Source organism: Rhodocaloribacter sp. (assembly GCF_056451265.1).
In genome coordinates, this window is sequence record NZ_JBWOPL010000035.1 from 1 (window position 1) to 24,882 (window position 24,882).

General features: G+C 63.2%; 19 protein-coding genes. 9 read left to right on the forward strand and 10 right to left on the reverse strand.

All coding sequences use genetic code 11. The annotated features are described in order from the left end of the window. The 4 genes from AC1HIY_RS04905 to AC1HIY_RS04920 all read right to left on the reverse strand — a co-directional run. Nucleotides 1-2,083: ATPase, T2SS/T4P/T4SS family (locus AC1HIY_RS04905; RefSeq protein ID WP_479575594.1), on the reverse strand; the 2,083-nt coding region annotated here is incomplete at its 3' end. Between the two features lie 201 nt (nucleotides 2,084-2,284). Beyond that, nucleotides 2,285-3,643 (reverse strand): type II secretion system F family protein, encoded by a 1,359-nt coding sequence (locus AC1HIY_RS04910; RefSeq protein ID WP_479575595.1) that lies wholly within the window; start codon nucleotides 3,641-3,643, stop codon nucleotides 2,285-2,287. A 60-nt stretch (nucleotides 3,644-3,703) separates the two neighbouring features. After that, a complete protein-coding gene (locus AC1HIY_RS04915; protein WP_479575596.1) occupies nucleotides 3,704-4,111 on the reverse strand; it encodes a hypothetical protein in 408 nt (135 codons plus the stop codon). A 146-nt stretch (nucleotides 4,112-4,257) separates the two neighbouring features. Continuing rightward, nucleotides 4,258-4,695, reverse strand: a complete 438-nt coding sequence (locus AC1HIY_RS04920; protein WP_479575597.1) for a hypothetical protein — start codon at nucleotides 4,693-4,695, stop codon at nucleotides 4,258-4,260. 566 nt (nucleotides 4,696-5,261) lie between these two features. On the opposite strand from AC1HIY_RS04920, the gene AC1HIY_RS04925 reads away from it, so the two are divergent. From AC1HIY_RS04925 to AC1HIY_RS04940, 4 genes are all read left to right on the forward strand, one after another. Further along, entirely contained in the window at nucleotides 5,262-5,612 is a 351-nt protein-coding gene (locus AC1HIY_RS04925; protein WP_479575598.1) for a DUF4342 domain-containing protein, read from the forward strand. A gap of 24 nt (nucleotides 5,613-5,636) precedes the next feature. Then, entirely contained in the window at nucleotides 5,637-6,626 is a 990-nt protein-coding gene (locus AC1HIY_RS04930) for a threo-3-hydroxy-L-aspartate ammonia-lyase (RefSeq protein ID WP_479575599.1), read from the forward strand. A 257-nt stretch (nucleotides 6,627-6,883) separates the two neighbouring features. Continuing rightward, nucleotides 6,884-7,546, forward strand: a complete 663-nt coding sequence (locus AC1HIY_RS04935) for a hypothetical protein (RefSeq protein ID WP_479575600.1) — start codon at nucleotides 6,884-6,886, stop codon at nucleotides 7,544-7,546. 129 nt (nucleotides 7,547-7,675) lie between these two features. Then, nucleotides 7,676-8,170 carry a hypothetical protein gene (locus AC1HIY_RS04940; protein WP_479575601.1) on the forward strand — a complete coding sequence of 165 codons (495 nt, stop codon included), beginning with the start codon at nucleotides 7,676-7,678 and terminating at the stop codon, nucleotides 8,168-8,170. A gap of 16 nt (nucleotides 8,171-8,186) precedes the next feature. Here the strand turns inward: AC1HIY_RS04940 and AC1HIY_RS04945 are convergent, their stop codons facing one another. Further along, a complete protein-coding gene (locus tag AC1HIY_RS04945) occupies nucleotides 8,187-11,759 on the reverse strand; it encodes a hypothetical protein (RefSeq protein ID WP_479575602.1) in 3,573 nt (1,190 codons plus the stop codon). Nucleotides 11,760-12,105: 346 nt separating this feature from the next. Here AC1HIY_RS04945 and AC1HIY_RS04950 point away from each other — a divergent pair, with 346 nt between their 5' ends. Both AC1HIY_RS04950 and AC1HIY_RS04955 read left to right on the forward strand, forming a co-directional pair. Next, the gene (locus AC1HIY_RS04950) at nucleotides 12,106-13,527 is read left to right on the forward strand and encodes an FAD-dependent oxidoreductase (RefSeq protein ID WP_479575603.1); all 1,422 of its coding nucleotides are present in this window, start codon (nucleotides 12,106-12,108) and stop codon (nucleotides 13,525-13,527) included. Between the two features lie 288 nt (nucleotides 13,528-13,815). After that, nucleotides 13,816-14,754 (forward strand): ParA family protein, encoded by a 939-nt coding sequence (locus tag AC1HIY_RS04955; protein ID WP_479575604.1) that lies wholly within the window; start codon nucleotides 13,816-13,818, stop codon nucleotides 14,752-14,754. 10 nt (nucleotides 14,755-14,764) lie between these two features. On the opposite strand, the gene AC1HIY_RS04960 is transcribed toward AC1HIY_RS04955, so the two are convergent. Both AC1HIY_RS04960 and AC1HIY_RS04965 read right to left on the reverse strand, forming a co-directional pair. After that, a complete protein-coding gene (locus tag AC1HIY_RS04960; protein WP_479575605.1) occupies nucleotides 14,765-14,965 on the reverse strand; it encodes a heavy-metal-associated domain-containing protein in 201 nt (66 codons plus the stop codon). 11 nt (nucleotides 14,966-14,976) lie between these two features. Continuing rightward, nucleotides 14,977-17,448, reverse strand: a complete 2,472-nt coding sequence (locus AC1HIY_RS04965) for a heavy metal translocating P-type ATPase (protein WP_479575606.1) — start codon at nucleotides 17,446-17,448, stop codon at nucleotides 14,977-14,979. A 333-nt stretch (nucleotides 17,449-17,781) separates the two neighbouring features. On the opposite strand from AC1HIY_RS04965, the gene AC1HIY_RS04970 reads away from it, so the two are divergent. Together AC1HIY_RS04970 and AC1HIY_RS04975 are read left to right on the forward strand one after the other, a co-directional pair. After that, on the forward strand, nucleotides 17,782-18,807 hold the full coding sequence (locus AC1HIY_RS04970; RefSeq protein WP_479575607.1) for a LacI family DNA-binding transcriptional regulator: 1,026 nt from the start codon (nucleotides 17,782-17,784) through the stop codon (nucleotides 18,805-18,807). Nucleotides 18,808-18,842: 35 nt separating this feature from the next. Further along, entirely contained in the window at nucleotides 18,843-19,811 is a 969-nt protein-coding gene (locus AC1HIY_RS04975; RefSeq protein ID WP_479575608.1) for a phosphoribosylaminoimidazolesuccinocarboxamide synthase, read from the forward strand. A gap of 210 nt (nucleotides 19,812-20,021) precedes the next feature. On the opposite strand, the gene rpsA is transcribed toward AC1HIY_RS04975, so the two are convergent. The 3 genes from rpsA to AC1HIY_RS04990 all read right to left on the reverse strand — a co-directional run bounded on the left by rpsA (nucleotide 20,022) and on the right by AC1HIY_RS04990 (nucleotide 24,163). After that, entirely contained in the window at nucleotides 20,022-22,454 is a 2,433-nt protein-coding gene (gene rpsA / locus AC1HIY_RS04980) for a 30S ribosomal protein S1 (protein WP_479575609.1), read from the reverse strand. Nucleotides 22,455-22,738: 284 nt separating this feature from the next. Continuing rightward, nucleotides 22,739-23,425: a (d)CMP kinase gene (gene cmk / locus AC1HIY_RS04985; RefSeq protein WP_479575610.1), complete on the reverse strand. Its 687-nt coding sequence runs from the start codon at nucleotides 23,423-23,425 to the stop codon at nucleotides 22,739-22,741. Nucleotides 23,426-23,548: 123 nt separating this feature from the next. Continuing rightward, nucleotides 23,549-24,163: a hypothetical protein gene (locus AC1HIY_RS04990; protein WP_479575611.1), complete on the reverse strand. Its 615-nt coding sequence runs from the start codon at nucleotides 24,161-24,163 to the stop codon at nucleotides 23,549-23,551. A 161-nt stretch (nucleotides 24,164-24,324) separates the two neighbouring features. Here AC1HIY_RS04990 and AC1HIY_RS04995 point away from each other — a divergent pair, with 161 nt between their 5' ends. Continuing rightward, nucleotides 24,325-24,861, forward strand: a complete 537-nt coding sequence (locus tag AC1HIY_RS04995) for an RNA methyltransferase (protein WP_479575612.1) — start codon at nucleotides 24,325-24,327, stop codon at nucleotides 24,859-24,861. The last annotated feature ends 21 nt before the right edge of the window (nucleotides 24,862-24,882 follow it).

The following is a 24,882-nucleotide window of genomic DNA, read 5'->3' on the forward strand; positions in this document are numbered from 1 at the left end:
TCCGGTCGTCGAGCACGCGGATGACGATGCTCTCGGCGCGGATCTCCTGCGCGGCCGAGGCGATGGGCAAGACCGAGACGCGGAAGCGGATGAGCGCCCCGTCGACCCAGCGCTGGATGAAGCCGTCTTGCGCCTTGTCCCGCTCGAAGCGGTCCACGTTGACCGAGTTGTCCTTGACCACGGCGAGGAACGACTCCGGGTGCACTTTCTCTTCGGTGTACCACCGCTTGAGTCGGCCGTCGACCCGGAAATGGATCTCGATCTGGCGATTCGGATTCGGGAAGATGTGAATGTCCGAGACCCCCTGGCGCACCGCTTCGACGAGCGTCGCCTCGAACAGGTTGATGAGCGACGAGCGGCTGATCTCGGCCTCGAGCGCGTCCTCGTCGATGAGTTCGTTCTGCTGCTGGTCGTAGCTCGTCCCGAGGTCGAACGCCATCGGGTCGTCCGAGATACGCTCGAGATACTCATTTTTACGAGGGAAAATCTTCTCGATGAGCGTCTCGATGATCGACTCGGGCGCATACTGGAGCTCGAACCGGCCGAGGTTTAGATCCTGAAGGATGCGATGCACTTCCGGACGCGCCGGGTCGTGCGTGATGAAGATCAGCCGGGCAGCGCCCGTCTGTGGGTCGATGTCATATTCGAACGGGAGCAGACGCAGGTTCAGGAGGTCGTCCCGATGCGTCTCCGCCACCGTCTCCATGATGAGCATGACGAACTCGGGGTCGGGGCGGCTCTCGTTCACCTCTGCCGTCGGAAAGGCATAGACGCGGGCCGCCTCCTCATAGACCCGCTCCGCATCCACGCCGGGTACTTTGGCCAGCAGCCGCCAGAGCAATTCCTTGCCGCCGCTCTCCTTCTGACGCAGCACGGCTTCGGCCACCTGCTTCGGCGACACCTGCCGCTTCCACATGAGGGACGTCACCACGCGATCCTTCGATTTGGTGGCTTTCGCTTCGGGGTTCAGCACGAAAGGATCTTCTCTGACGTCCTCCCCCCTTCCCTCTGTCGGACGGGGTCTCGGACCGACGCCCGCCCCTTCTCCGGCGTCGTCCGACGCATCCGGGCTCGGCGCGACCGGTGCGTCGGAGTCATCCATCGTTGGCGCCGCCCCGACGCCCTCTTGAACGGAGCCCTCGGACGTCGTCGCACCGGAGACGTGAAGCTTCGATTTCGGCTCAGCCTCCTCTTCCCCGGGGATATGCCCTGCGCCTTCGAGCCCTCGATGCTCCTCCGGAGCAAGCGCTTCGTCGGCGCCCGACAAGGGCTGGGGACTGGGGTCGCCCATTTCGGGGAAATCGTCACCCATTTCAGGGAAATCGTCACCAAAAGATGCGGGGGCCGCTGCGTCGATGCCTTCCCCGTCTCCCCTCAGCGTCTCGATGCGCTCGGCCACGAAAGGCGACGGCGCATAATACAACTCGATGTTCAGGTCCAGACGGTCCACGAAGGACCGGATGGCTTCGCGCGTGGGGTCGTGCGTGACGAAGATGAAGCTCGGAGCCCCGACAGATCCGTCCCTTTTCTGATCATAGGGCATCAGACCGAGTTGGAACATCTCGGTCAACGCTCCCTCCGGGAGGTGAGACGACAGTTCTTCGATCAGCTCCGGCGACGGTCTCGACGGATCAACCTCGGCGCACTTGAAGCCCTCCGAGCGCGCGACCTCTTCGAAGATCGCCTCCATGTCGACGTCCGACTGCGCCACGAGCATCCGCCAGAGCGGCATCCCTTCGGGTTGCATCCGGAGGGCTGTCTGCACCCGGGACCTGCGGACGAGCCCCTTCCGCACGAGTTCTCGAACGAGTTCGTCGTCGATGACCTCTGTATCGGGCGTGCGGGGCCGTTCCTCCGACGCGTTTCCCGCTTCGGGAGACGCATTCCCGGCGCTCCCGGCGACTGCCGGATGATTCTCTTCGACCTTGAAGGTCCCTGTGGTGCTCGAACGGTCGTCGCCAGGAGCCTCGGACTCCAGCGTTTCGAGGACTTCCACTGATAGATCCGGAGCGTCCTCCACCTCCTCCCCGACCCCCAGCGTAGTCAACTCATCGAGCAACTCATCCCAGATATCTCCCAGCATCTCCTCGTCGAGGTTCGATCCCAGTCCCGGCTCCGCGGGGCGATCCGCCCCGAAAACGATGCCGGAAGGCTGTTCTCGGCGAACCCTGGACCCTCCTCGTTCAGAGGAGTCCGGAGCGGCTACTCCCGCTTTGTTTTTGCTGGGCATCTTACGTCCACGGGCCATGATTTCGGGGGGAGACAATATGGAAGGATGCGGGGCCTATTTATTCATGATGTCTGTGCTCGACGGCTGAATGAGCGCGATCTCGGAAGAGATGATCGTCAGGAACATGATGGCGATCGTGATGATGATGGCCACCGCCGTCTGGATCGTCTCTACGGAGGACTTCAGCTTCAACGTCGTCTCCTTCTCGTAATAGTCCGCCATCTGGATGGCGCTGTTGCGCACGTTTCCCGTTTCGGAACCACTTCTAAAACGCGCCAGCGCCATCTGGGTAAACACCCCGCTGGCCTCCATGGACCGCACTAGTTCGGCGCCCTGCGCCACCATCATTGGCACGGTGACCGTTTTGATCCGATGCTCCATGTACGTATTTCCGCAGGCCTCGGCCGCAATCTTGATCACGCTGATGTTGTCGCCGCTGCCGGAATAGAGCACACCGAACACCCGGCAGAAAATCTCGATGTTGAGCTTGTGCAAAAGACTCCCGATCCCCGGAATTCGGATCATGGTCCGATGCATGATGAACTTCCCTTTGGGTGTTCGAATAAAGGCGATGAACGAGCCGATGGAGGTAAAAATGAGGAACGAGAGCCAGATGTAGTTATTATCGAGCCACTTGGAGAAGGCCAGCGTTTTCGAAGTCAGCGGAGGCAATTCGATGCCGAAGCCTTCGAACAGTCCTGCGGTCTGTGGAAAGATATACCAGACGTACCAGACGAAGGCGGCCATGAGCACCATAAGGGTGATGACCGGCGTCACCATGGCGCTCCGGACGCTTTTGTTGAACTCGTTCTGTCGTTCGAGAAAACGCGCCGTCGCCTCATAGATCTCAGACATGTTGCCGCTGCGGGAGGCAATGCCGAGCATGTACGCGGTAAACTTGCCGAGCATGTGCTGGTGCTTCATGAAAGCCTGCTGGGCTTCCATCCCTCCCTTGAGGTCTGCGTTGAGGTCTCGGATCACCTGCCGCAGGCTGCGCGAGGACACATCGTTGACGAGCAGGTTGAGCACTTCGTCGAAGGGCAGCTTTTCCTTGAGCAAGTTGGCCGCCAGGCGCACGAACATGATCATGTCCTGGCGAGGTGGTTTGCGCTGAACATTCAACAATTTGCGCTGAACCTTGAGCACTTCGAGACCCATCTTCTGAAGCGCCGTCTCGATCTCCTCGGGAGAAAATGCCTTCTGCTCTCCCGAAACGACCTTTCCGTTGGGATGCTTGACCTTGTACAGGTAAATCTGGCGCTGCTTGACCTCCTGAAGCCGGAAATTGTGCTTCTCCGCCAGCGTCGTAATCTTTTTTTGCGCGGCCCTCCGAGACTGCGCGAAGACGGTTCCCTGAACGGGTTGGCCGTTTTGCCCGGTGCCGATGAACTTGAACTCCCTGACGCCTGCCATGACTTTTTCGGGTTTGGGCGAGGTGGGTAATGGGGTGGGGTGGAAAGGTGAGAGCGATCGCTAGAACGTGATGGTGCTGTCGTAGGAAATCACCGTCGAATCGATGGAATAATCGGTGACGTAGGTCCGCACGCCGATCTCCGGATAGCGCAGAGACACCGCCGTGATCTCCAGGCGGTTTGCCGTAGCCAGCGTGATCTTAAATTTTCCCTGTTTGGTTTCCTCTCCGAGGAAAAGAGTCTGCATGCCGTCGGTCTCTAATCCGGAATATTCCGCGTTCCCTCCATTGAACGGATCCCGTTTCGTTTTCCAGAAGACGGCGTCGGTAGCTATGGATAAATTCCGATCCACAAGGTTGTCTGCGATGCTTTGTTTGAACTTCGTCTGCACAGCGTAGAGCCCTGCCATCACTGCAATAGCCACTATTATGATGCCGATCACCAAGAGAAGGAGTTGCTGCTGCCCCATATCGGACTACCGAACTGAAGTTTGAAAAACGATGGTCCCTGGTTCACTCACAGACAAAAAGAAGGCGGCATCCTTGCTGGGGCAGAGCCCGCCCATAGCAAGGATGCCGCCATGCTTCTTGTCTTTAGAACAATGCGAGCCGTGCCTTACGACGACGAACCGGCATCATCCACCGTCGTGACAACAGTCGTGATGTCATCCGGGGTCGTGCCCGTAACGGTGACGACGACCTGGTTGTCGTTCCCACTGTCGGTGAGGCTGTTCGCCTGAATGATGACACCGGAGGCGTCCGCCGAGGTGATCTGGAACTGGCCATTGAGGTTCGTGTAGACGCCGCCCGAAGTCGTGTAACCGACCTGCTCGAGCGTGAAGCCGGTCCAGCCCGATGCATCCGCGCCGCCGCCGAAGGCCGCCGGCTTGAGCTTCCAGGCCTGGGCATCACTGGCAATGCGGATCGCGTCGTTTACGAGCGCGTCCGAGTTGGCTTTCTTCTGGTTTTCACTGAAAGCCTGAATACCGACGACGACCGCGAGACCCACGATGACGATGCCGAGAACAAGAAGAAGAAGTTGTTGTTGACCCATGACTGAGCCTCCTAGGTTGTGTTAGTTTGACGTACGGTTCTTTTCAATAAGGTGCTTTATCCGGATCCTTTGCTTGGCTTCACCGGAACTCCCTAGCTCTTATCGGCCTTCGCCCGAAAAGACTTAAGCATGCATTTCCCAATTCCAGACCCAATTTTTCCCTCTCCCGGAATTCATTGCCGGTATCGGCAAGGCTATCGGTGTTCTTAAGCCCTGTTCGGATGCTTTTCGAGTGGTTTTGAACCGCACCTCTCTCCCTGCGACAACCCCTGTGCCGGAATACGGAAACGGCAAGGATGTCGGTGACTCTCCCCCATCCACGTTATCGGCTCGCCTCGCTCCTTTCCTTACCACTGCGGCGCCCGATGAAACATTCTCTTCGTCCCTGCGGAAACGGAACGGGAGACCACGTGCGGCGTCATGGATCATCGACGCATCTGGAACGGATCCCACCTCGCCAGATCTGCGTTTTCCGCATGATTTCCGACGATGGGATCAGTACCTTGGAATGCTTCGCCACCGCACAGCCATAGTTCATCCTTTTACACCAAAAATATGATTCTGCCATGACTCAGAAAGAGAAGCCGCCGGTCATCATCGAGCGCATTAGGGTTGAGGGCAAACAACTCGTGGATCGGGTGCGCGACATCCTCGAGGAAGGAAACGCCCGCCGGGTCATCCTCAAGAAAGATGAGCGCGTGCTCATGGAGTTTCCCCTTTCGGTCGGCGTCGGTGGCGCGGCAGCCGCCCTGTTTATCAGCCCGGTTCTTGCGGCCATCGGAGCGATTGCAGCCCTCGTCACGGATATCGACGTGGTGATCGAACGCGAGGCGACCGAAGCCGTTGAGCTGCCTGCCGAGACCGAAACCCATGCCGAAGAGCAGTCGAGCGGCGACGGAGCGGCCTCCGAAGCGTAACCGATCACGAAGGAGCCTATCGCCGTGCCTTCTCTTCCCTCCGAGGGCTTGCCCGTAACGTACGCCGACGTGTGTGCGGCAGCGGACCGGCTCGCGGGCATAGCCCATCGCACCCCTGCGCTCACCTCGCGCACGGTGCATGCCCGCACGAACGCGACGGTCTTTTTCAAAGCCGAAAACCTTCAGCGCACCGGGGCCTTCAAGTTTCGCGGGGCCTATAACGCCCTCTCGCGCCTGCCCGAAGCGAGTCGGCGGCGCGGGGTGCTGACCTATTCCTCGGGCAACCACGCCCAGGCCGTGGCGCTGGCCGGGCGACTCCTCGGCATTCCCGCCACCATCATCATGCCCCGCGACGCACCGGCGGTGAAGCTGGCGGCTACGAGAGGCTACGGCGCGGAAATCATCACATATGACCCGGCGGAATGCTCGCGCGAGGAGTTGGCCCGGGAGATCGCCGACGAACGCGGCCTGACGATCATTCCCCCTTACGATCACCCGCACGTGGTGGCCGGGCAAGGGACGGCGGCGAAAGAACTCTTCGAAGACGTCGGTCCGCTCGACGTCCTGCTCGTCTGTTGCGGCGGCGGCGGACTGCTCTCGGGCAGCGCCCTCGCCGCCCGCGCCCTCTCGCCCGGCTGCCGCGTCATCGGCGTAGAGCCGGAGAACGCGGACGACGCCACACGCTCTTTCCGTACGGGCGTCCTGCAAACCGTCCACAACCCCGACACGATCGCCGACGGCGCGCGCACGCCGTACCTCGGAAAGATCACCTTTCCGCTCGTCCTCCGCCTCGTCGACGACATGGTGACGGTCTCCGACGAAGCGCTGCTCCGCTCCATGTTTTTCCTGTGGGAACGTCTGAAGGTCGTCGTGGAGCCGACGGGGGCGCTCGCGGCCACAGCCCTCCTCGAAGGCATCGTCTCCGCTCCGGGAAAGCGCGTCGGCGTCCTTATCAGCGGCGGCAACGTGGACCTCGGACACGCCTTCCATCTCTTCGAGACCCTCGCTGACTGACCCCGGCGACCGGCCGAAGGCGCGTCCGGTCCGCTTGACCGCGTCCGATCACCTCCACGGCGGCGCCTTCGGCCGATCCCGCGCATACCGACCCCATCGTCTCGATTTCGTCAGCGCCCCGGCGCTTATCTGCGGAAAACGGTCTCTTGTGGAAAACCTATGAAGAGCCGTATCGTTGGATACGTATATGCCGGCGCACGGGTGTCTCTCCGGTTCCCGGCTCCCCCACTCCACCATCAACCATCCCCGAACGACCCATGACCATGCGATTGCCCTTCTGTACGCTTCTCTTCTTCCTCGTTCTCGCAGCGCCGGTGGCGGCGCAAGAACACATGCACGGCGATGATCCCGACGAGGCCGTTGAGGGGGGCGGTGCGATCCCCGAAGGATGGCACGTGCGCACGGATCGCGGGTCGTCGATGGACGATGTCCGGTTCATGAAGATGGAGCACGGATATCACGTCGTCCTCGGTCCGGCTGCCATTTTTTACAAGCCGGAGATGACGGCTTCCGGCGCATACACCGCGCACGCAACCTTCACGCAGAACAAAGCGCCCCGGCACCCCGAAGCGTACGGTCTCATCGTGGGAGGTAAGAATCTCGACCAGGATGGGCAGGACTATCTCTATTTCCTCGTCCGACAGACCGGAGAATACCTCATCAAGCACCGCGCGGGAAGCGAGACCCACACACTCACCGCATGGACCGCGCACGAGGCCGTTCACAAAGCCGATGACGCAGGCAAAGCCTCGAACACGCTCGCCGTCCGCTCGGAGCCCAACCGCGTGCGTTTCCTCGTCAACGGCGCCGAAGTGGCCGCCTTCGACCGCGCGCCGATGCTCAACACCGACGGCGTCGTGGGCTTCCGCGTCAACCATAATCTCGACGTGACGATCACCGATTTCGGAGTCGAGAAGTAACGATGGTCGCCGCGCTCCTTCACGAAAACAACGCCGCCCGGCCTACCCGGGCGGCTTGAGATAGATCGACGGGACCGCCCATGCTTCGGGCGGGGGGTCCGTACGTTCCATCGTAAAGGAGGGCTTGCCATGCGACATTTTCTGCTTCCCACCCTGGTCCTTCTCATCATTCTCACGGTCGGCGCCTGCGGCGGCGCTTCCTCCGAAGGCAATGCCGAGACCACCGACGAACCGGTCGAGGACGCTTCCATGCTCGATCCCGTGGACCCGTGCCCGAGCCTCGTCGGCTCATGGGAACTGGTGTCCATCGACGATCAGTCGGAGGCGCTCACCGGCGGCTTCGAGAGCGATCCCAACTATCAGGTTGCGCCCACGCTGAAGGTCATCAACGATACACACTGGATGTTCATCCGGCAGTCGGCGGATAATTTCATCCACGCGCAGGGCGGCCGGTATACGCTCCACGACGGCATCTATACCGAGATGGTTGATTACAGCGCCATCCCGGCCAACGTGGGGCTCGACTTCGTGTTTGAATGCCGACTCGAAGGCGATTCGCTGTGGTATCATTCGGGCGGTCTCGGCGATCACCGGTACATCGAAGTGTGGCGACGGGTGAAGTGACCCTCGAACGCCCGGCTTAAAAAACCGCGCTCAGCTGCATCCGCACCGTGTGGAGCACGGGCGCCCCGGAAGGCGCGCGGCCGTCGTAGGAAAACGAGGCGCGGAGAAAGCGGTTGAGGGCATATTGGCCGTTGACGCCCCACAGGAACGACGTGCCGGGGCCGCGGCCATCGGTGAGTTCGAACTGCGCCAGCCCGCTCGCCGCGCCGTCGAGGGTGACGCGGGCGGCCTCGAAGCGCGTGGTGATCTGGAATCGTTGCACGAAATTATACCGACCCTCGACGGGGATGCGGAGAACGCCGGCGCGTCGATCGCCGAGGGCGTCGTCGTTACGTGCGAGCGCAAAGCCGGCGGAAAGGCGCATCGACCGGGACGGCTGAAAAGAAATTTTCGGCTCCACGGTCACCCGCGTGATGTCGTATCGCCGTGAGGCGAACGCCTCGCTCACCACCCGGTTGCGTTCCCGGGATGTCGTCAAACGGAAACTCCACCGCGTCGCCGGGCGGTAGCGGCCCTCCACCCGCCAGACGTTGAGGAACCGCGTCTCCTCTCCGGCCGAGAGCTCCGTCAGCCCGCGCACCTGCGTGAACGAGACGTCCAGACCGTACCGCGTGACGTTCCGGAAGAGATAGACGTCCTGCCCGATCCGCAACCGCCCGTTCAGCGTGTTCAACGGGTCCCGAAAACGCCGCAGGTTGAGCAGATAGATCTGTCTGAGCTCCGGCTCTCGGCTCTTCTCCTGGACCTCGAAGACGGTTCGGGTGGAGACCTGTGAGAGCCATTTCCGCCACCCTTCGGCGTCTTTCCCGAAAAAGCGCGCGGGGTCGAGTTCGAGCCGCACCCTCGCCTGTACGCTGATGACCGAGGTCAGCGAATCGGAGGGGATGAACGTGCGAACGTACGTGCCTTCGTCGGGCACGCGTTCCGGGATGAACTCGTCCACCTCGATGACTCCGTTGCCGTTGTCATCCTCCCACACGAACTGTCCGAGTTCCGGCCCGGTCCGAACGTAGATCTCCTGAAGGATGGGGGTGCGCTCGGTCTGCGCGTCATAGAGCCAGTTGACACGCACGGCGCGACCGAAGGGCCGCGCATCCATGTTCCACCGAAGCACCACCGACTCGCTGTTCTCCCGCTTCTGGTTCACGCGAAAAAACTCCTTGAACCGGCGCACCCGAAAACCGAGGTTGGCGTTCGTGCTGAAGGAAGCGCTCGGGCGATAATTCAGGTTTGTCTGAAGCGTCGTGGCGGCGGCGGCATCGCGGAGGGCGCCGCCGGCCCAGAGTTGTTCGGTGCGCCGCTCGAGTTCGACGCCGATCTCCGTTCGTTCGGTCGTCCACGCAATCCCGGGGCGAAGTTCGACGAAGGCGAACGATGAGGCCGTGAGGCTGTCCGTGCCGAGCGTCGCCTGTTCGCGCCGCTCCTGTTCGACCTCGAAGCGCGGCACGAGCCGCCCGCCCAGGAGCGGTTTCCGCACGTTCCCCCGGGTGCGGAGCCATGTCCCACCCTCTCCCACCCGCGCGTCCCGGCTGTCGATGTACTCGACCGTTGCGTCGGCGTGGGGCAGGCGGCGCTCCTCCGAACGGAGCGTGAAAGCCCGACGCACACCGGTGAACGTGTCGCCGAGGGTGATGCGGCCCCACGCGCCCCGAAACGAAGACTGCGGCGTCGGATCGTATCGGATCTCGCCTTCGTCCACCCGCTCGTCGCCGCTGTCGCGCGCGCCCCCGGTGGCGTCGACCGTACGCGTGAGGAGGTTCCACTTCCGCCCGAACTCGACGGGGCGCGTGCGGTCGAAGGAGACGAAGAAGGCCCCGGTGACGCGGCGACGGAACGAAGCCGAAATCTTTCCGAGGTCATGGTCGCCGAAAATAAGCGGCGTCGGTTGGAGACGTACGCCCGCCAGGTAGGCATCGTCGACGTCGTCCTCGGCGTCGAGGTTCGAGAGGCGGTTGAGATCGTTGAGCGAGTTTGCCCATTCGCCGTACACCTCGACGCCCCGGATCGGTTCGAAGCCCCCGCGAAGGTCAAAGAGGCGTTGCTGTTTGGGCTTCGGAAGCAGGCGCACCGGTTCGTATTCGCCGAGTCCCGGCCCCCGGTATTCGTACAGGATGCCGTTGACCGATCGCCCGACGCGGACGTAGCGCCCGTTCCCCACGCCCACCCGCGTGAAGCGCACGCGGTACACCGCCACCGTATCCGGCGGTGCGCTCTCGAGCGCGACGAAGACGGTGTCGACGGAGCCGTCCGGGCCGGTGCGCGCCTCTCGCACGTACTGCACGAACGTCGCCTCCGGATCGAAGACCACGCGCTCGGCTCCGGTGCTCGTCGCCGGACCGTCTCCGGAGCGGGCCACGCGCATCGAATCCTCACTCGTGAAGCCGAACTCCTCCTCGAACTGTCGGCTGTCTGCCTCCCGGATGAACGTCGCGCCGAGATGGGCGCGGGCCGCCCCCTCGCGCCCGGGCCACAACGAGAGATCCACGTTCGAACCGACGAGCGTCCGGGTGAACTGATTCGTCGTGTACTGAAACTCGATCGTGATCCGGCGGTCGGACGTGATGAGGTTGCGCGGGGAAAACGTCACTTCGCCCGTGGCATAGTCGATGGTGTAGTCGTTCGTCTCGCCGCGGGTAAGCCTCCGCCCGTCGAGGTAGACGATCTCCGAGCCGGGCACGACGATGATGAAGCGCTCGCCGTTCTGGCCTTCGAGCCGGTACGGCCCCTGAATGCCGTCGATGGGCGTGACGTCTTGCGAGCGGAAGATGCCGCGCGCCGTCGCGCCCGCCGCCGTGACCGAACCGCCGCCAAAGGCTCGCGTGAAGGCCGGCAGCGTGCCGCTCACACTCACGCCCTGAAGCTTCCGGGAGAGCCGGGCAAACTCGCTCCCGCGGAAGGCAAGGTCGAAGTCGCCGAGTTGCGCCTTGCCCGCTCGCGCCTGGACCTCGATGAAGACCTTGTCGAACTCGTTCAGCCGTTGTGTGGTGCCCTCGGGAAGGATGGGCGTGTTTTTGTCCGAGAGCACGGCCTGAACGGTGACGCCCTCCACGATCTCGCCCGCAAGCTGGAGGCGCAGTCCCGACTCGACCGTCGCATCCCGATTGTTTCCGGCGAGGATGCCGCGCGTGATGGAGCCGCTCCTTTGCAGCCGAAGCCCGGCGAACGGATCCGCACCGCCGACCGGCTGCCGCTCTTCCCGCACGACGGCCACCGCGCCCGTCGAGTCGACGCGGTCGAGACGCGTGATGCTCCGGCGGCGATACACGTCCTTGAACGCGAACGGGAGCGTCCGGTATGTGACGACGAGCCGGCTCTCGGGACCGGACACGGGAGCGAGGAGCCAGAGTTCTCCCGTGCGATGGTCCAATCGATATTCGTCGGGCGCGAGCGTGCGTCCGTCGAGACGCACCGTCACCGAGCCGGGCAAGACGAACGGCGCGATCACGTATGGGGAGGTAGGCTGTGCGGCGAGCGTGTCGCGCCGGAGGCCGTCATCGCGAAAGCCGCCGCCGGGAGTCTGTCCGAATGCGCCGCCGGAACAGGCGCAAACGTAGAGCAGAAGCAAGAGAACGACGCAACGCACAGCCATAGTTCGCCGCAAAACGAGGATCGTTTCGGTTGGCTATCGGGAAAGAGGATGATCCACCGGGTGGGTCGTATCGAAGGGCAAGGGCGGCGGCGATGCGTTGGAAGGGCGCCTAGAGAGGCCGGAACACCCGAGAATACCCACAAGCAGCGTCCGGGTTTCTGAATCCTTACCCAGAGGCGGGGAGGAAACGAGCGCTCTTTCTCCGGCACGAAGGATCGGACAAGCCCTGACGCTCCGAATCAAGGTTCCCCCACTTGCCGTCGGCGACGGGCTTTGATACCTTTGGGGCGTCTTTTCCCGAATCGCGGGGAGGCTCCGGCCCTTTCTCACCAGACGCACGAATCGCATGAGCGCAGTAGGCACCCCTTCCCATCCCCTGCGCGTGGCCATCATCGGCGCGGGCCCGGCAGGCTTTTACGCCGCCGAACACCTTCTCAAACAGCCCGACCTGACCGTCGAGGTGGACCTCTTCGACAAGCTCCCGACCCCCTTTGGGCTTGTCCGCTACGGCGTCGCTCCCGATCATCCAAAGATCAAGAACGTCACGCGGATCTATGAGAAGACCGCGAAACGGCCCGGCTTCCGCTTCTTCGGGAACGTGGAGTTCGGAAAGGATCTCTTGCTCGACGACCTCCGGAAGCACTATCACGCCGTCATCTTCACGACCGGCGCACAGGTGGACCGTCATCTCAACATCCCCGGAGAGGACCTCGACGGCAGCCATTCCGCCACGGAGTTCGTGGCCTGGTACAACGGCCATCCCGAGTACCGCGACCTGACGTTCGACCTTACCCGAGAGCGCGTAGCCATCGTGGGTGTGGGCAACGTAGCCGTCGACGTGGCGCGCATCCTGTGCCGCACGCCGGAGGAACTCGAAAAGACCGACATCGCCGACTATGCGCTCGATGCCCTCCGCAAGAGCCGCGTCAAGGAGGTCTTCATGCTCGGGCGACGGGGTCCCGCTCAGGCGGCGTTCACCTTTCCCGAGGCGAAAGAGCTCGGCGAGATGTCCGACGCCGACGTGTACGTGCCGCCGGAAGAAGCCGAACTCGACCCGCTCAGCAAAGCAGAACTCGAAGCCGACGGCGCGCGCGACAAACTCAAGAAGGTCGCCCTCATTCAGGAGTGGGCGCACCGTCCCCGCACCGGGAAATCCCGGCTCCTCACGATCCGTTTTCTGGTCTCCCCGGTCGAAGTGCACGGAGACGATACCGGGCACGTCTCGGGGGTCAAGCTCGTGCGAAACGAGTTGTACAAGGCTGACGACGGACGGCTCCGTCCCCGGCCCACCGGCGTTTTCGAGGAGTTGCCCGTGGAGCTGCTTTTCCGCTCCGTAGGGTACCGGGGCGTGGCCCTGCCCGGCGTCCCGTTCCATGACCGGTGGGGCGTCATCCTGAACGAGGAGGGCCGCGTCATCGACCCGGAGACGCACACGCCCGTGACGGGCCTTTATGCGGCAGGATGGATCAAGCGAGGCCCCACCGGCGTCATCGGAACGAACAAGGCGGACGCCGTCGAGACGGTCGAAAAGCTGCTCGAAGACGTGAACGCCGGACGCCATTGGGAACCGGAGGAGCCAACCGCCGAGGCCGCCGAACGGCTCGTTCGCACGCATCAGCCCGACTTCGTCACGTTCGAGGATTGGAAACGCCTCGACGCCCTGGAGATCGAGCGCGGCAAGGCCGTGGGCCGGCCCCGCGTCAAGTTCACGAGCGTGGAAGAGATGCTCGAAGCCCTCCGCGCAGGCTCCGAAGCCCCACCCGCCTGATCTTCACAGGGCCGCCCTCTCCGGCTCCCCCCGCCCGGTCTGTTCCGCACAGGCGGAGAGCCGGGGGGCGGAGAGGACTCGGTCTCGAAGCGTATTGCGGGGATGACTTGCTTTCGACGCCTGTTTCGGAGATGAAACGCGTCTCACCGATGCGAGGGCTGCGCAAAAAAACGTGGGGAGCGCGAGCGCCGTGACGGCGAACGGGGTGCGTTTGCGTGTCGGACTCCTATTTTTCAGGAATTTTCCGTAGATAGAGGGCGGCACCGAATTAACGTGAGCCCGCGCCGCATGAAGCGATTCTTCCAGTTCAAGAACCTCCTCGGACGGGAACGTCCCGCGCCTCGTTATCGGTATGCGAAAGGCGCCGCCGATCCCGCCCCGATCCCGGCCCGCCCGACCCTTCCGCCACCGACGGTCTTATCGCTCATCAACAACAAGGGCGGTGTGGGTAAGACGACCCTCGCCGTCAACCTTGCCGCCGCCCTCTCCCTGCGGACGCGCGTGCTCCTCATCGACCTCGACAGCCAGGGTTCGGCCTCGCTCTCGCTCCAACCCGCCTCCGAAGACGCCGCCTCCGAAGACGCCGCCTCACTCGTGAGGGTGCTCTGCGACGGTGGCGACGTGCGAGCGGCCGTCCGCACGACCGCAGTGCCGGGACTCGACCTGCTCTCCGGCGGGATCGAGATGATCCAGGGGATGAAGCGACTCGCCAACCTCCCCGGCGCTCCGCTGCGCCTCCGGGAAGCCCTTGCGCCGTTGCGCCAGACGTACGGCTTCATCTTCATCGACTGCGCGCCTACGTTCACGATCTTCTCGCACAACGCGCTGCTGGCCTCGGATGCGTACGTCATTCCGCTCCTGCCCCATCACCTGGCCATCGAGGGCATGGGGAACCTCTTTCGCACCTTGCAACGCCTGCAGGATCCCGAGCACCCGTTCCCGCCGCTCCTCGGCATTGTCCTCTCGATGGTCGATTACCGGGACCCGTCCACGTTCGAGCGCGTGACGTACCTCCGCAAACATTTCCGGGACCGGGTGATGCTTTCGGAGATCCCTTTTCACATCGAGGCTGCCGAAGCGCCGGAGCAGGCGCAGTCGATCTTCGAATACGCCCACGACCCCCGCATCGCCGAGAGCTACTGGGCGCTCAGCAAAGAGATCCTCCACCGGAGCCTGCAACTCGCCCGGAAAGCCGGCCCGGCCCCCGTTTCCAGGCGCGAGCGCTGAAGCCTCCCGATCATCCCTCGACGGTGTACCCCTCTTCGGCGACGGCCTCTACGAGTTGCGCGCGATCGACCTTCTCGGGGTCGTATGAGACGTCTGCTTCACCGATCACCACACGCGTCACTTCGACGCCGTCGACGCCGCTGAGCGCTTCTTCGACCGCGCGCACACAGTGATGACAGCTCATGCCGCTGATTTTCAGGGTTTCTTTCATTGCAATAACGGTTATTTGTGCTTCTCTCGTCCGAAACTCCGGAGCCGGAGGCTGTTCGTCACCACCGAGACGCTCGACATCGCCATCGCGCCGGAGGCAATCATCGGGCTGAGCAGCAGGCCGAGCGTCGGATAGAGCGCGCCCGCGGCCACCGGAATGAGAATCACGTTATAGATGAAGGCGAAGAAAAGGTTCTGCCGGATCGTGCGCATGGTGCGCCGGGAGAGCCGAAAGGCCTCGACCGCCGCCATGAGGTCGCCGCGCATGAGCGTGACGTCGCTCGCCTCGATGGCGATGTCCGTGCCGCCCCCGATGGAGATGCCCACGTCCGCCTGCGCCAACGCCGGGGCGTCGTTGATGCCGTCGCCCACCATGGCCACCCGATGCCCGCCCGCCTGAAGTTCGGCGACGATGGCCGCTTTGTCTTTCGGGAGCACTCCGGCCCGCACCTGTTCGATCCCGCCCCTGCGGGCCACCGGGGGCGCCGCGGGCGGCGCATCGCCCGTCACCATCACCGGCACGACACCGAGCGCCTTGAAAGCCTCGACCGCCTCGCGCGAGGTGGGCCGGACGACGTCGGCGACGGCGAGCACGCCGAGCACCTGCCCCGCGCGCGCCACGAACACCACCGTTTTCCCGTCCGCATACAGCGCCTCGACGGCCTCGCGCTTCTCGACGCGGAGGCCGTGCTTCCGCAGAAAAGCTTCATTCCCCACGAGAATCTCCGCCCCGTTCTGACGCACTTCGATGCCGAGCCCGGTGGCCGAGGTGAACGCTTCCACGGGCGCGATGGCTACGCCGCGCGCTTCCGCCGCCGCCACGATGGCGCGTGCGATGGGGTGTTCGGAGAGCGCCTCGGCGGAAGCCGCCACACGCAGGAGTTCGTCCGTCGCGACGTCGCCGAAGGGGAGCACGTCCGAAAGCTCGGGGCGCCCCTCGGTGATGGTTCCGGTCTTGTCGAGGACGACGTGATCGACGGCGCCGGCGGTCTCGATGGCCGCGCCGTCGCGGATGAGGATGCCGAGCGCCGCGGCCCGTCCGGTGGCGACGACGATGGCCGTCGGCGTGGCGAGCCCGAGCGCGCAGGGACACGCGATGATGAGCACCGTCACGAAGCGAAGCAGTCCGTGCGTGAGGCGCGGCTCCGGCCCCGCAACGTACCATATCGCGAACACACCGAGCGCGATGACGAGCACCGCCGGCACAAAGATGGCCGCCACTTGGTCCGCCAGGCGCTGAATCGGCGGCTTGCTCCCCTGCGCCTGTTGCACGAGACGGACGATCTGCTGAAGCATCGTGTCCTTTCCGAGACGCGTCACCTCGCAGACGAACGCCCCCGTCGTATTGATCGTCCCCGCGATGACCTCGTCGCCTGCCTGCTTCTCGACCGGCATCGGCTCGCCGGTGATCATGCTCTCATCGACCGCCGAGGCGCCTTCGAGGATCTGCCCGTCCACGGGGATGTGCTCGCCCGGGCGCACCACCACGCGATCGCCGAGCCGGATCTCGGTGATCGGAATCACCACTTCACGTCCGTCCCGGAGGACGCGGGCCGTCTCCGGCTGCAGCTGCACGAGGCTCCGGATGGCCGCGCCCGTGCGGCTCTTGGCGCGCTCTTCGAGGAGTCGACCGAGAAGGATCAGCGTGACGATGACCGCCGCCGCCTCGAAGTAGACCGCAGGCTCCTGTCCGGCAGACCGGAAAAGCTCGGGGAAGAAGACAGCGACGAGGCTGTACCCGTACGCCGATGCGACGCCGAGCGCCACGAGCGTGTTCATGTCCGCAGCGCCGTGCCGGAGCGCATTCCACGCGCGGGAAAAGAAGACCCCACCGGCCCAGAAGACGACCGGCGTCGTCAGGATCAATTGCACCCACTCGACGCCGGGGAAGTCGAGCGCTCCCCCCGACATGGAGAGGACGAACACGGGGAGGGTCAGGAGGGCCGCCCCGATGAAGCGTCGCCGCATGTCCCGATAGCGTGCCTCCTGCTCCGCTTCGAGGCGTTCGACGGCGTCCTCCTCCACAACCGCTTGCGCCGCAGAGACGCCCGCATACCGGGAGAAGGCTTGTTCGACGAGGCTCAGGTCGGTGACGCCGGGGATGTATCGCACACGCACGGCGACCGGCCCTTCGCCCGCCGTGTCAATGCTGAGGATGCCGTTGAGCCGTTCAAGTTCGGCCTTGAGCGCCGGAAGCTTCTCCGGATCGTCGAGGATGGTCTCCGCCACGGCCGTCCGCACGCCGTAGCCCGTCCGGATGACGGTGTCGACGATCTCCTTGAGCGGCGGGCGTTCGGGTCCGAGCGAAACGTACGCCTCCTCCGTCGCATAATTGACGCTCGCGCCCTCCACGCCGGTGAGTTTGGAGAGCTTCCGTTCGATCCGCGTCGCGCACGCCGCACACGTCATCCCCTCGATGGGCAGCCTCACCCGCCCGGGAGTGGCCGCTTCCTCTTGTTCATCCTCGATGATCTTCGTCTCCATAATAAAGCCGGTTCGGTGGATCAAAACGACGCTCCCTTTCGCATAAAGGATTGAGGCAGGCTTTGTTTCTCAAGATTCCCCGAATCCGAGCGCGCTGTGCGGATGTTCGAAGGCGCCCGTCATCTTATCAAAGACGTGGAAGCCCCCGCCCGGTAACACTCCGGCACTCGAGGAATAAGGAAAATTAGCCCCTTCTCATGTTATCATTTTGAAAAATAATGAATCTCCGCAAAATCCTTCCTATTTTTAGGCAACCGCCGGAACGTAGGATTATACATTACGGCGCAGGAAAGACGTCCGCCTGAACCCGAGTTCACTCTGTCGTTAGAAGTTATGCCCCAACAAAAGAACAAGGTCACCATCTACGACGTCGCCGAGCATGCGGGCGTCGCCATCTCGACGGTTTCGCGGGTGCTGAACAACTCGGAAGACGTGTCCGACCAGACGCGCGCGCGCGTGCTCAAGGCCATCGAGACGCTGAAGTTTCGGCCGGACCGCACGGCGAAAAACCTTGCGCAACAGGCGACCCATCTCCTCGCCGTGGCCCTCCCCACGTTCACGACGCCCTTTCACATCGAGTTGATGAAGGGCATCCGGTCGCGGCTGCGGGATCAGGACGTGGATCTGCTCCTTTGCGACCTCGGCTCGAAGAAGCGGCATCAGTCGTTGATGAACTTCCTCAAACGCGGCGCGGTGGACGGGCTTTTGCTCGCGGGCGTGGACGTCAACGACGAGATTGCGCAGGAGCTGCACGCGCTCCACGCGCCCGTCGTGTTGATCGGGTCTCGCCGGGACGAGTTCGACAGCTTCTACTGGGACGACGTCGCGGGGGCGCGGCAGGCCGTCGAGCACCTCATCGAGCTGGGGCACCGGCGCATCGGCATGATCAAGACGAACACGGGCAGCCCGCTCCAGAACCGCCGCGTGCAGGGCTATCGCGAGGCGCTCGAAGCCGCCGGCATCCCTTACGACGAAGCGCTCCTCTCGAGCGGACACACGATGAAGCACGCCGGGTTCAGCGAAGAAGCCGGATACGAAGCGATGGAGGCTCTCCTCAGCCTCGCGCCTCCCGTCACCGCCGTCTTTGCCAGCAGCGACGTGCAGGCCATCGGCGCCTGGAAAGCCGCCATCGACAATGGCAGACAAGTGCCGGACGACATCGCCATCGTGGGTTACGACGACATCAAGACCAGCCAGTTCATCGGCCTGACGAGTATGGATCAGGACATGCAGACCATCGGACAGCGCGCCGCAGACCAGCTCCTCCAACGGATGTCCGGCGCGCTCGCCGATCCGCCCCTCGCGGAACTGGTTACGCCGAAGCTTCGCGTGCGCCGCTCGAGCCGACGCAGTGACTGAACCGCCCCTCCTCCTCCGGCACAAGCTCCCCTCCCATGCGCGAAGACCTTTTCCTGAAACAACTCGAGCACACCCTTCGGGCCACCGACTTCCCCGAGCTCGGCGAAAAATACCGGGGCAAGGTGCGCGATACGTACCGTTCGGGCAACCGCCTCATACTCATCACCACCGACCGCATCTCGGCCTTCGATCACGTGCTCCGGCAAACGATCCCGTTCAAGGGTCAGGTGCTCAACCAACTGGCGGCCTACTTCTTCGAACGCACGGCGGACGTTGCCCCGAACCACGTCCTCGCCGTCCCGGACCCGAATGTGACGATCGCCGTGCGGTGCGAGCCCGTGCCCGTCGAGTTCGTCGTCCGCGGATACCTTGCGGGCCACGCATGGCGGGAATATGCGGCCGGGAGGCGAACGCTCTGCGGTGTGCCGTTGCCGGAGGGGCTGCGGCGCAACAGCCGCCTCCCCGCCCCGATACTCACCCCCACGACCAAAGCCGCCGCCGGTCACGATCTCGACATCAGCCGCGCGGAGATCCTTGAACGCAGCATCCTCGACGCGGCTACGTTCGACCACCTCGCGGCCATGGCGTTTGCGCTCTTCGCTCGGGGCACGGAGATGGCGGCCCGGCGCGGCCTCATCCTCGTCGACACGAAGTACGAGTTCGGACGCACGCCCGAGGGATCATACGTCGTCATCGACGAGGTGCACACACCCGACTCATCCCGGTACTTTTACGCCGACACGTACGAAGAGCGCCTGGCCCGGGATGAACCGCAACGCCAGCTTTCGAAGGAATTCGTCCGCGAGTGGCTCATGGCGCACGGCTTTCAGGGGAAAGCAGGTCAGCGTCTCCCCGACCTCCCCGACGCCTTCCGGGTCGAGGTGGCCCGACGGTACGTCGAACTGTTTGAGGCCGTCACGGGGCAAGCGTTCGTCCCGGACACGCATCCCGACCCTGCCGGCCGCATCCTGTCTACGCTGACCGCACTTCCGAATGCCGTTTGACCCGGCAGGATCTTGATGATTCGTTAATCTCAGACGCTGCCCCGCGTTCTATCTTGCCGTCACTCCTCTTCGTCAACACATCAGACGATCTCTGTGGGTGTGAGCCGTCCGGCTTCGTCGGGCGGCTCCTTTTTTGGTGAATAAAAAAAGCGGGCGACGGCTCTTTAGAACCGTCGCCCGCTCTCTTCATGTTTGTGACCGAAAACCCGGTCAGCTCTTCTCTTCCGCTTCCGCCTCAGCCGCTTCACCGTCCGCCGCTTCGACTTCTGCTTCGATCTTCGCTGCAACCTCCGCTTCCGGCTCGGCCTTCGCTTCCGGCTCGGCCTTCGCTTCCGGCTCGGCCTTCGCTTCCGGCTCAGCCTTGGCTTCCGGCTCGGCCGTCGCTTCCGGCTCGGCCTTCGCTTCCGGCTCAGCCTTGGCTTCCGGCTCAGCCTTGGCTTCCGGCTCGGCCTTCGCTTCCGGCTCAGCCTTGGCTTCCGGCTCAGCCTTCGCTTTGGCTTTGGCTTTGGCTTTAGACTTTTTCTCCGCCTGAGCTTCCGGCTCAGCCTCAACCTCGGGAGCCTGGGCAGCCTCAGCTTCCGCTTTCTCGAGCTTGGCCTTCAAATCGGCCAGACCGCTGAGTTCGCCGAGGGTCGTCGGACCCGTCGCCGATTTCTTGAAGCGATCGACTTCTTTGCGCTCGCGGACGCGTTCCTGGCGGCGCTCGCGATGCTCACGCTCGCGTTCGGCGCGTTCTTTGGCGCGTTCGGCGGCCACCTCGCTAAGGATGATCTCCTTCTGCCCGGCATTGAACCGGATGACCGTGAGCCCCGTCAACTCGTCGCCGATGTTGTAATGCTCGCGATGGTTCACGCGGTTTTTCAACTCGCTGATCGGGATGAAGCCTTCGACACCCATCGGGAGTTCGACGCCCACGCCCCGGTCCTCCACACGGGTGATCGTGCCTTCCGTCTCGGAACCTTCGGCGTAGACGTTCGCAAACTGGTTCCAGGGGTTGGTCTCGACCTGCTTGTGGCCCAGCGAGATGCGGCGCTCCTTCGGATCGATGTTCAGCACCACCACGTCCATCTCCTGCCCCTTCTTCACCATCTCGCTGGGATGACGGATCTTCTTCGTCCACGACAGGTCGCTGATGTGGACGAGCCCGTCGATACCCGGCTCGATCTCGACGAAGACGCCGAAGTTCGTGATGTTCCGAACCTTTCCGCGAAGCACCGTTCCCGGCGGATACCGGTCGGCGATGTTTTCCCACGGATCGGGTTCGAGCTGCTTCATGCCGAGGGAAATCTTCTTGCCCTCGAAGTCGATATTGAGGATCTTGACCTTGACGATCTGCCCCAGGGAGACCATCTGGCTCGGGTGCTTGATGTGCTCGGTCCAGCTCATTTCCGAGATGTGGACGAGACCTTCGATGCCCTTCTCGAGCTCAACGAAGGCGCCGTAGTCCGTGATCGAGACCACCTTGCCCTCAACCACGTCGCCGGCCGTGTATTTCTCATTGATGTTCTCCCACGGATGCGGCTGGAGCTGCTTCAGGCCGAGCGAGATCCGCTGGCGCTCCTTGTCGTAGTCAAGCACCACGACGTTGAGTTTCTCGTCGAGGCTGACCAGTTCGGACGGATGCGAGACGCGGCCCCACGAGAGGTCCGTGATGTGCAAGAGACCGTCCACGCCGCCGAGATCGATGAAGACCCCGAAGTCGGTGATATTCTTGACCGTCCCTTCGAGAATTTGTCCCGGCTCCATCGTGGAGAGGATCTTCTGGCGTTGCGCTTCGAGATCCTTCTCGATGAGGGCTTTGTGGGAGACGACGATGTTCTCGTTCGCGGGGTTGAGCTTGACGATCTTGAACTCCATCCGCTTGTCGAGGTACGCGTCGAAGTCACGCACAGGGCGAACATCGATCTGCGAACCCGGCAGGAAGGCTTCCATACCGCCGAGCAGTTCGACGATCATGCCGCCCTTGATCCGGCGAATGATGGTTCCTTCGAGCACCTCCTCGTTCTCGTAAGCCTCCTCGATCCGACGCCAGCGCTTGACGGTGTCGGCTTTCGTTTTCGAAAGGACGAGCTGCCCCTGGTAATCCTCGATCCGTTCGAGGTAAACCTCTACTTCGTCGCCGGGCGTGAGCTCTTCGTCGAACTCATTCTTCGAGACGATGCCGTCGCTTTTGAAGCCAATGTCGATGACGACGTCTTTCTCGCCGATGCTGACCACGCGCCCCTTGACGATTTCGTGCTCGGAAACGTTGGTCAGGGTCTGCTCGACGAGCTTCATCAGTTCCTCGTAGTGAGGTTCCTGCTCGGCTTCTTCCTCTATATGTTGGAGATCCTCCAGCTTGATCACCTTGCCGGTGATCTCTCCGGTATAGCCTTCGAACGCGTTCTCTTCGAAGGCGGCTCCCTCCGTCACTTCGGCTTCGGGCGCTGCTTCCGCCGCCGCTTCGGCTTCGGGCGCTGCTTCCGCCGTCACTTCGGCTTCGGGCGCTGCTTCCGCCGTCGCTTCGGCTTCGGGCGCTGCTTCCGCCGTCGCTTCGGCTTCGGGCGCTGCTTCCGCCGTCGCTTCGGCTTCGGGCGCTGCTTCCGCCGTCGCTTCGGTCTCCGGAGCAGCCTCGGGCTGTGCGACAGTCGTCTCGACTACCACTTCGGTCTCCTTCTCTGACGTAGCTTCTGCTTCAGACTGAATTGCTGTTTCGTTTTTTTGCTGGTCTTCAGCCATGTGTGTTTCTCCGGGCTTTGTCGCTGAGTCTCGACCTGCGAGATGAGGAGTAACGACACCGCCCTTCCTCCATTTAGTGAATGTACCCGGCAGCCGCTCCTCGTCCCGATTGCCGGACCGGTTTATGCGGATTGCTCCGCGTGAAAAAAATGGCTTCACCCGTGTGGAAGCATGTGCCTCCCGGTGTAAGCCGCGATTAGCAAGGTTTCCTAAACCTTAGATGCCTGTATCCGTTCCCTAACCTTTTTAAAAATAAATGCAACTTGCTCATCCGGCGTCAGGTTCGTGGTGTCGAGCTCGATGGCGTCTTCGGCTTTGCGAAGAGGGGCCAGCGCCCGTTCCGCATCCTGCCGGTCCCGCTGTTCGAGTTCGGCGAGCACGCGCTCCTGATCGACCGTGCGCCCGCGCGCCTTCAGTTCCGCCTGTCGGCGGCGAGCCCGTTCGAGCGGATCCGCCACCATGAAGACTTTCACCTCGGCGTCGGGGAAGACCACCGTACCGATGTCCCGCCCCTCCACCACGACGCCGCCCCCTTTGGCGACGAACTCGCGTGCGATCCGGCGCTGAGCGGTCACCATTTTGCTGCGCACCGGCTCGAGCGCACTGACGCGACTCGCCATGGCGCTCACCTCGGGCGTACGGATGAGGTCGGAGACGTCCTCGCCGTCGAGCAGGATACGCATGCCGCCGTCCTCGTGGGCAACGTCCAGCCGCATATGGGCCAGAAGCTTGCGCGCGTTGTCCGGGGTGGGCTCCATACCGGACCGGAGAAACGCGAGCGCGATGGCGCGATACATCGCCCCGGTATCGAGATAAAGATACCCGAGCCGCTGCGCCAGCTTTCGCGCCGTCGTGCTTTTCCCCGATCCACTGGGACCGTCGATTGCGATGATCAAGTGTGCTTCAGCTTTGTTCAGAAAATCAAATTAACGATTCCACACCTGTACCGCAATAAAACGTCCGGGACGGCTCATGAATTGCGCATGGAGGCGCTTGCGCATCCGGGCAAAGGCAGGCGCTCAGGACCCGACCTCCCGGCTGACGATCGTGATGGGATTCGGATACCGTATCGGTCCGAGCGGCGTCTCGACGGTCGGCGTCGCCCTCAGACGGATGCGTTTGGGCGATCCTCCCTGTCCCGAAACGGCCAGCGCCAGTTCCACGAGGTCGCGGGCGCTCTTATCGATGAACCGGACAAGATCGAGGCTGACGGCGACCGGGAGATCCGTTGCCCCACCCGGCGTCAGCGCCACCGGATTCTCATAAACGCCGCTGACGGTCTCTTGATCGTCAAGGAGAAGCGTCCATTCGAGACGGGCGAGACGGGCAGTGACGCCATTTTCGGCCGGATTTTCGGCACGCACGTGCACGACGAGATCGAGCGGGAGCTTTTTCGTGGCGACGGCGGCCGTCAGTCGGGCCACGTCCATCACGCCGAGGTCTTCGTACGAGCGTATGCGGGAGACGTCGATCCCGGCGAGCCGGACGTCTGAAACGCGATCGAGGTCGAAGTTGACTTTTCGAAGGGATGCCACTTCGCGCAGCGTCCGGCAACCCGGCAGCACCAGGAGGCCCGCAAACACTATCGGGCCGAGAAAACGGGTAAAACGGGTAAAACAGGTCGAACGCATCATGGGATTTTTGTCCGGTATTGGGATCCTCGAGCTTCGGGATAAAGGGGGTCTGGTCGCCGATGGAAACGTTCATCGTGTCGGGGAATACTTCATGCTATCGTTTCCGAGCGGCCGGTAAGCTACGAAAAGCGCCGCGAAGTTTTCTCCACACACCCCGATCTATGCGAAAACTCAAACACGCCGAGATTCCCAGGCCGGATCCCCGCGCGCTGGCCGCGCTTCCCCGCCATCCCATCGCCGTCGTGCTCGATGACGTGCGCTCGCTGTACAACGTCGGCTCCATCTTTCGCACCTCGGATGCGGCGCGCATCGAGCATCTGTACCTTGGCGGCATCACCGGGACACCGGAGCATCCGGGGCTGCACAAAACCGCGCTCGGCGCCCAGGACACCGTCCCGTGGACCCATGTCCCCGACCCGCTCGAAGCCGTGGAGGCGCTCCGGATGCGCGGGTACACCCTTGCCGTCCTCGAAATCACCGACACCCCTACCCCCGTTTCGAAGGTTCAGGAATCGGATTTTCCGCTGTGCCTGATCGTCGGAAACGAGGTGCACGGGGTCCGGGACGAGCTTGTCGAGAAGGCCGACTTTGCCCTCGAAATCCCTCAGTACGGCGTGAAGCAGTCGCTGAACGTTGCGGTCGCCTACGGCGTCGCCGTCTTCGGGCTCGTCGAGCGGTATCGCGCCTCGCACGGGTGAGCGCTCATGTTTTCGTATCGT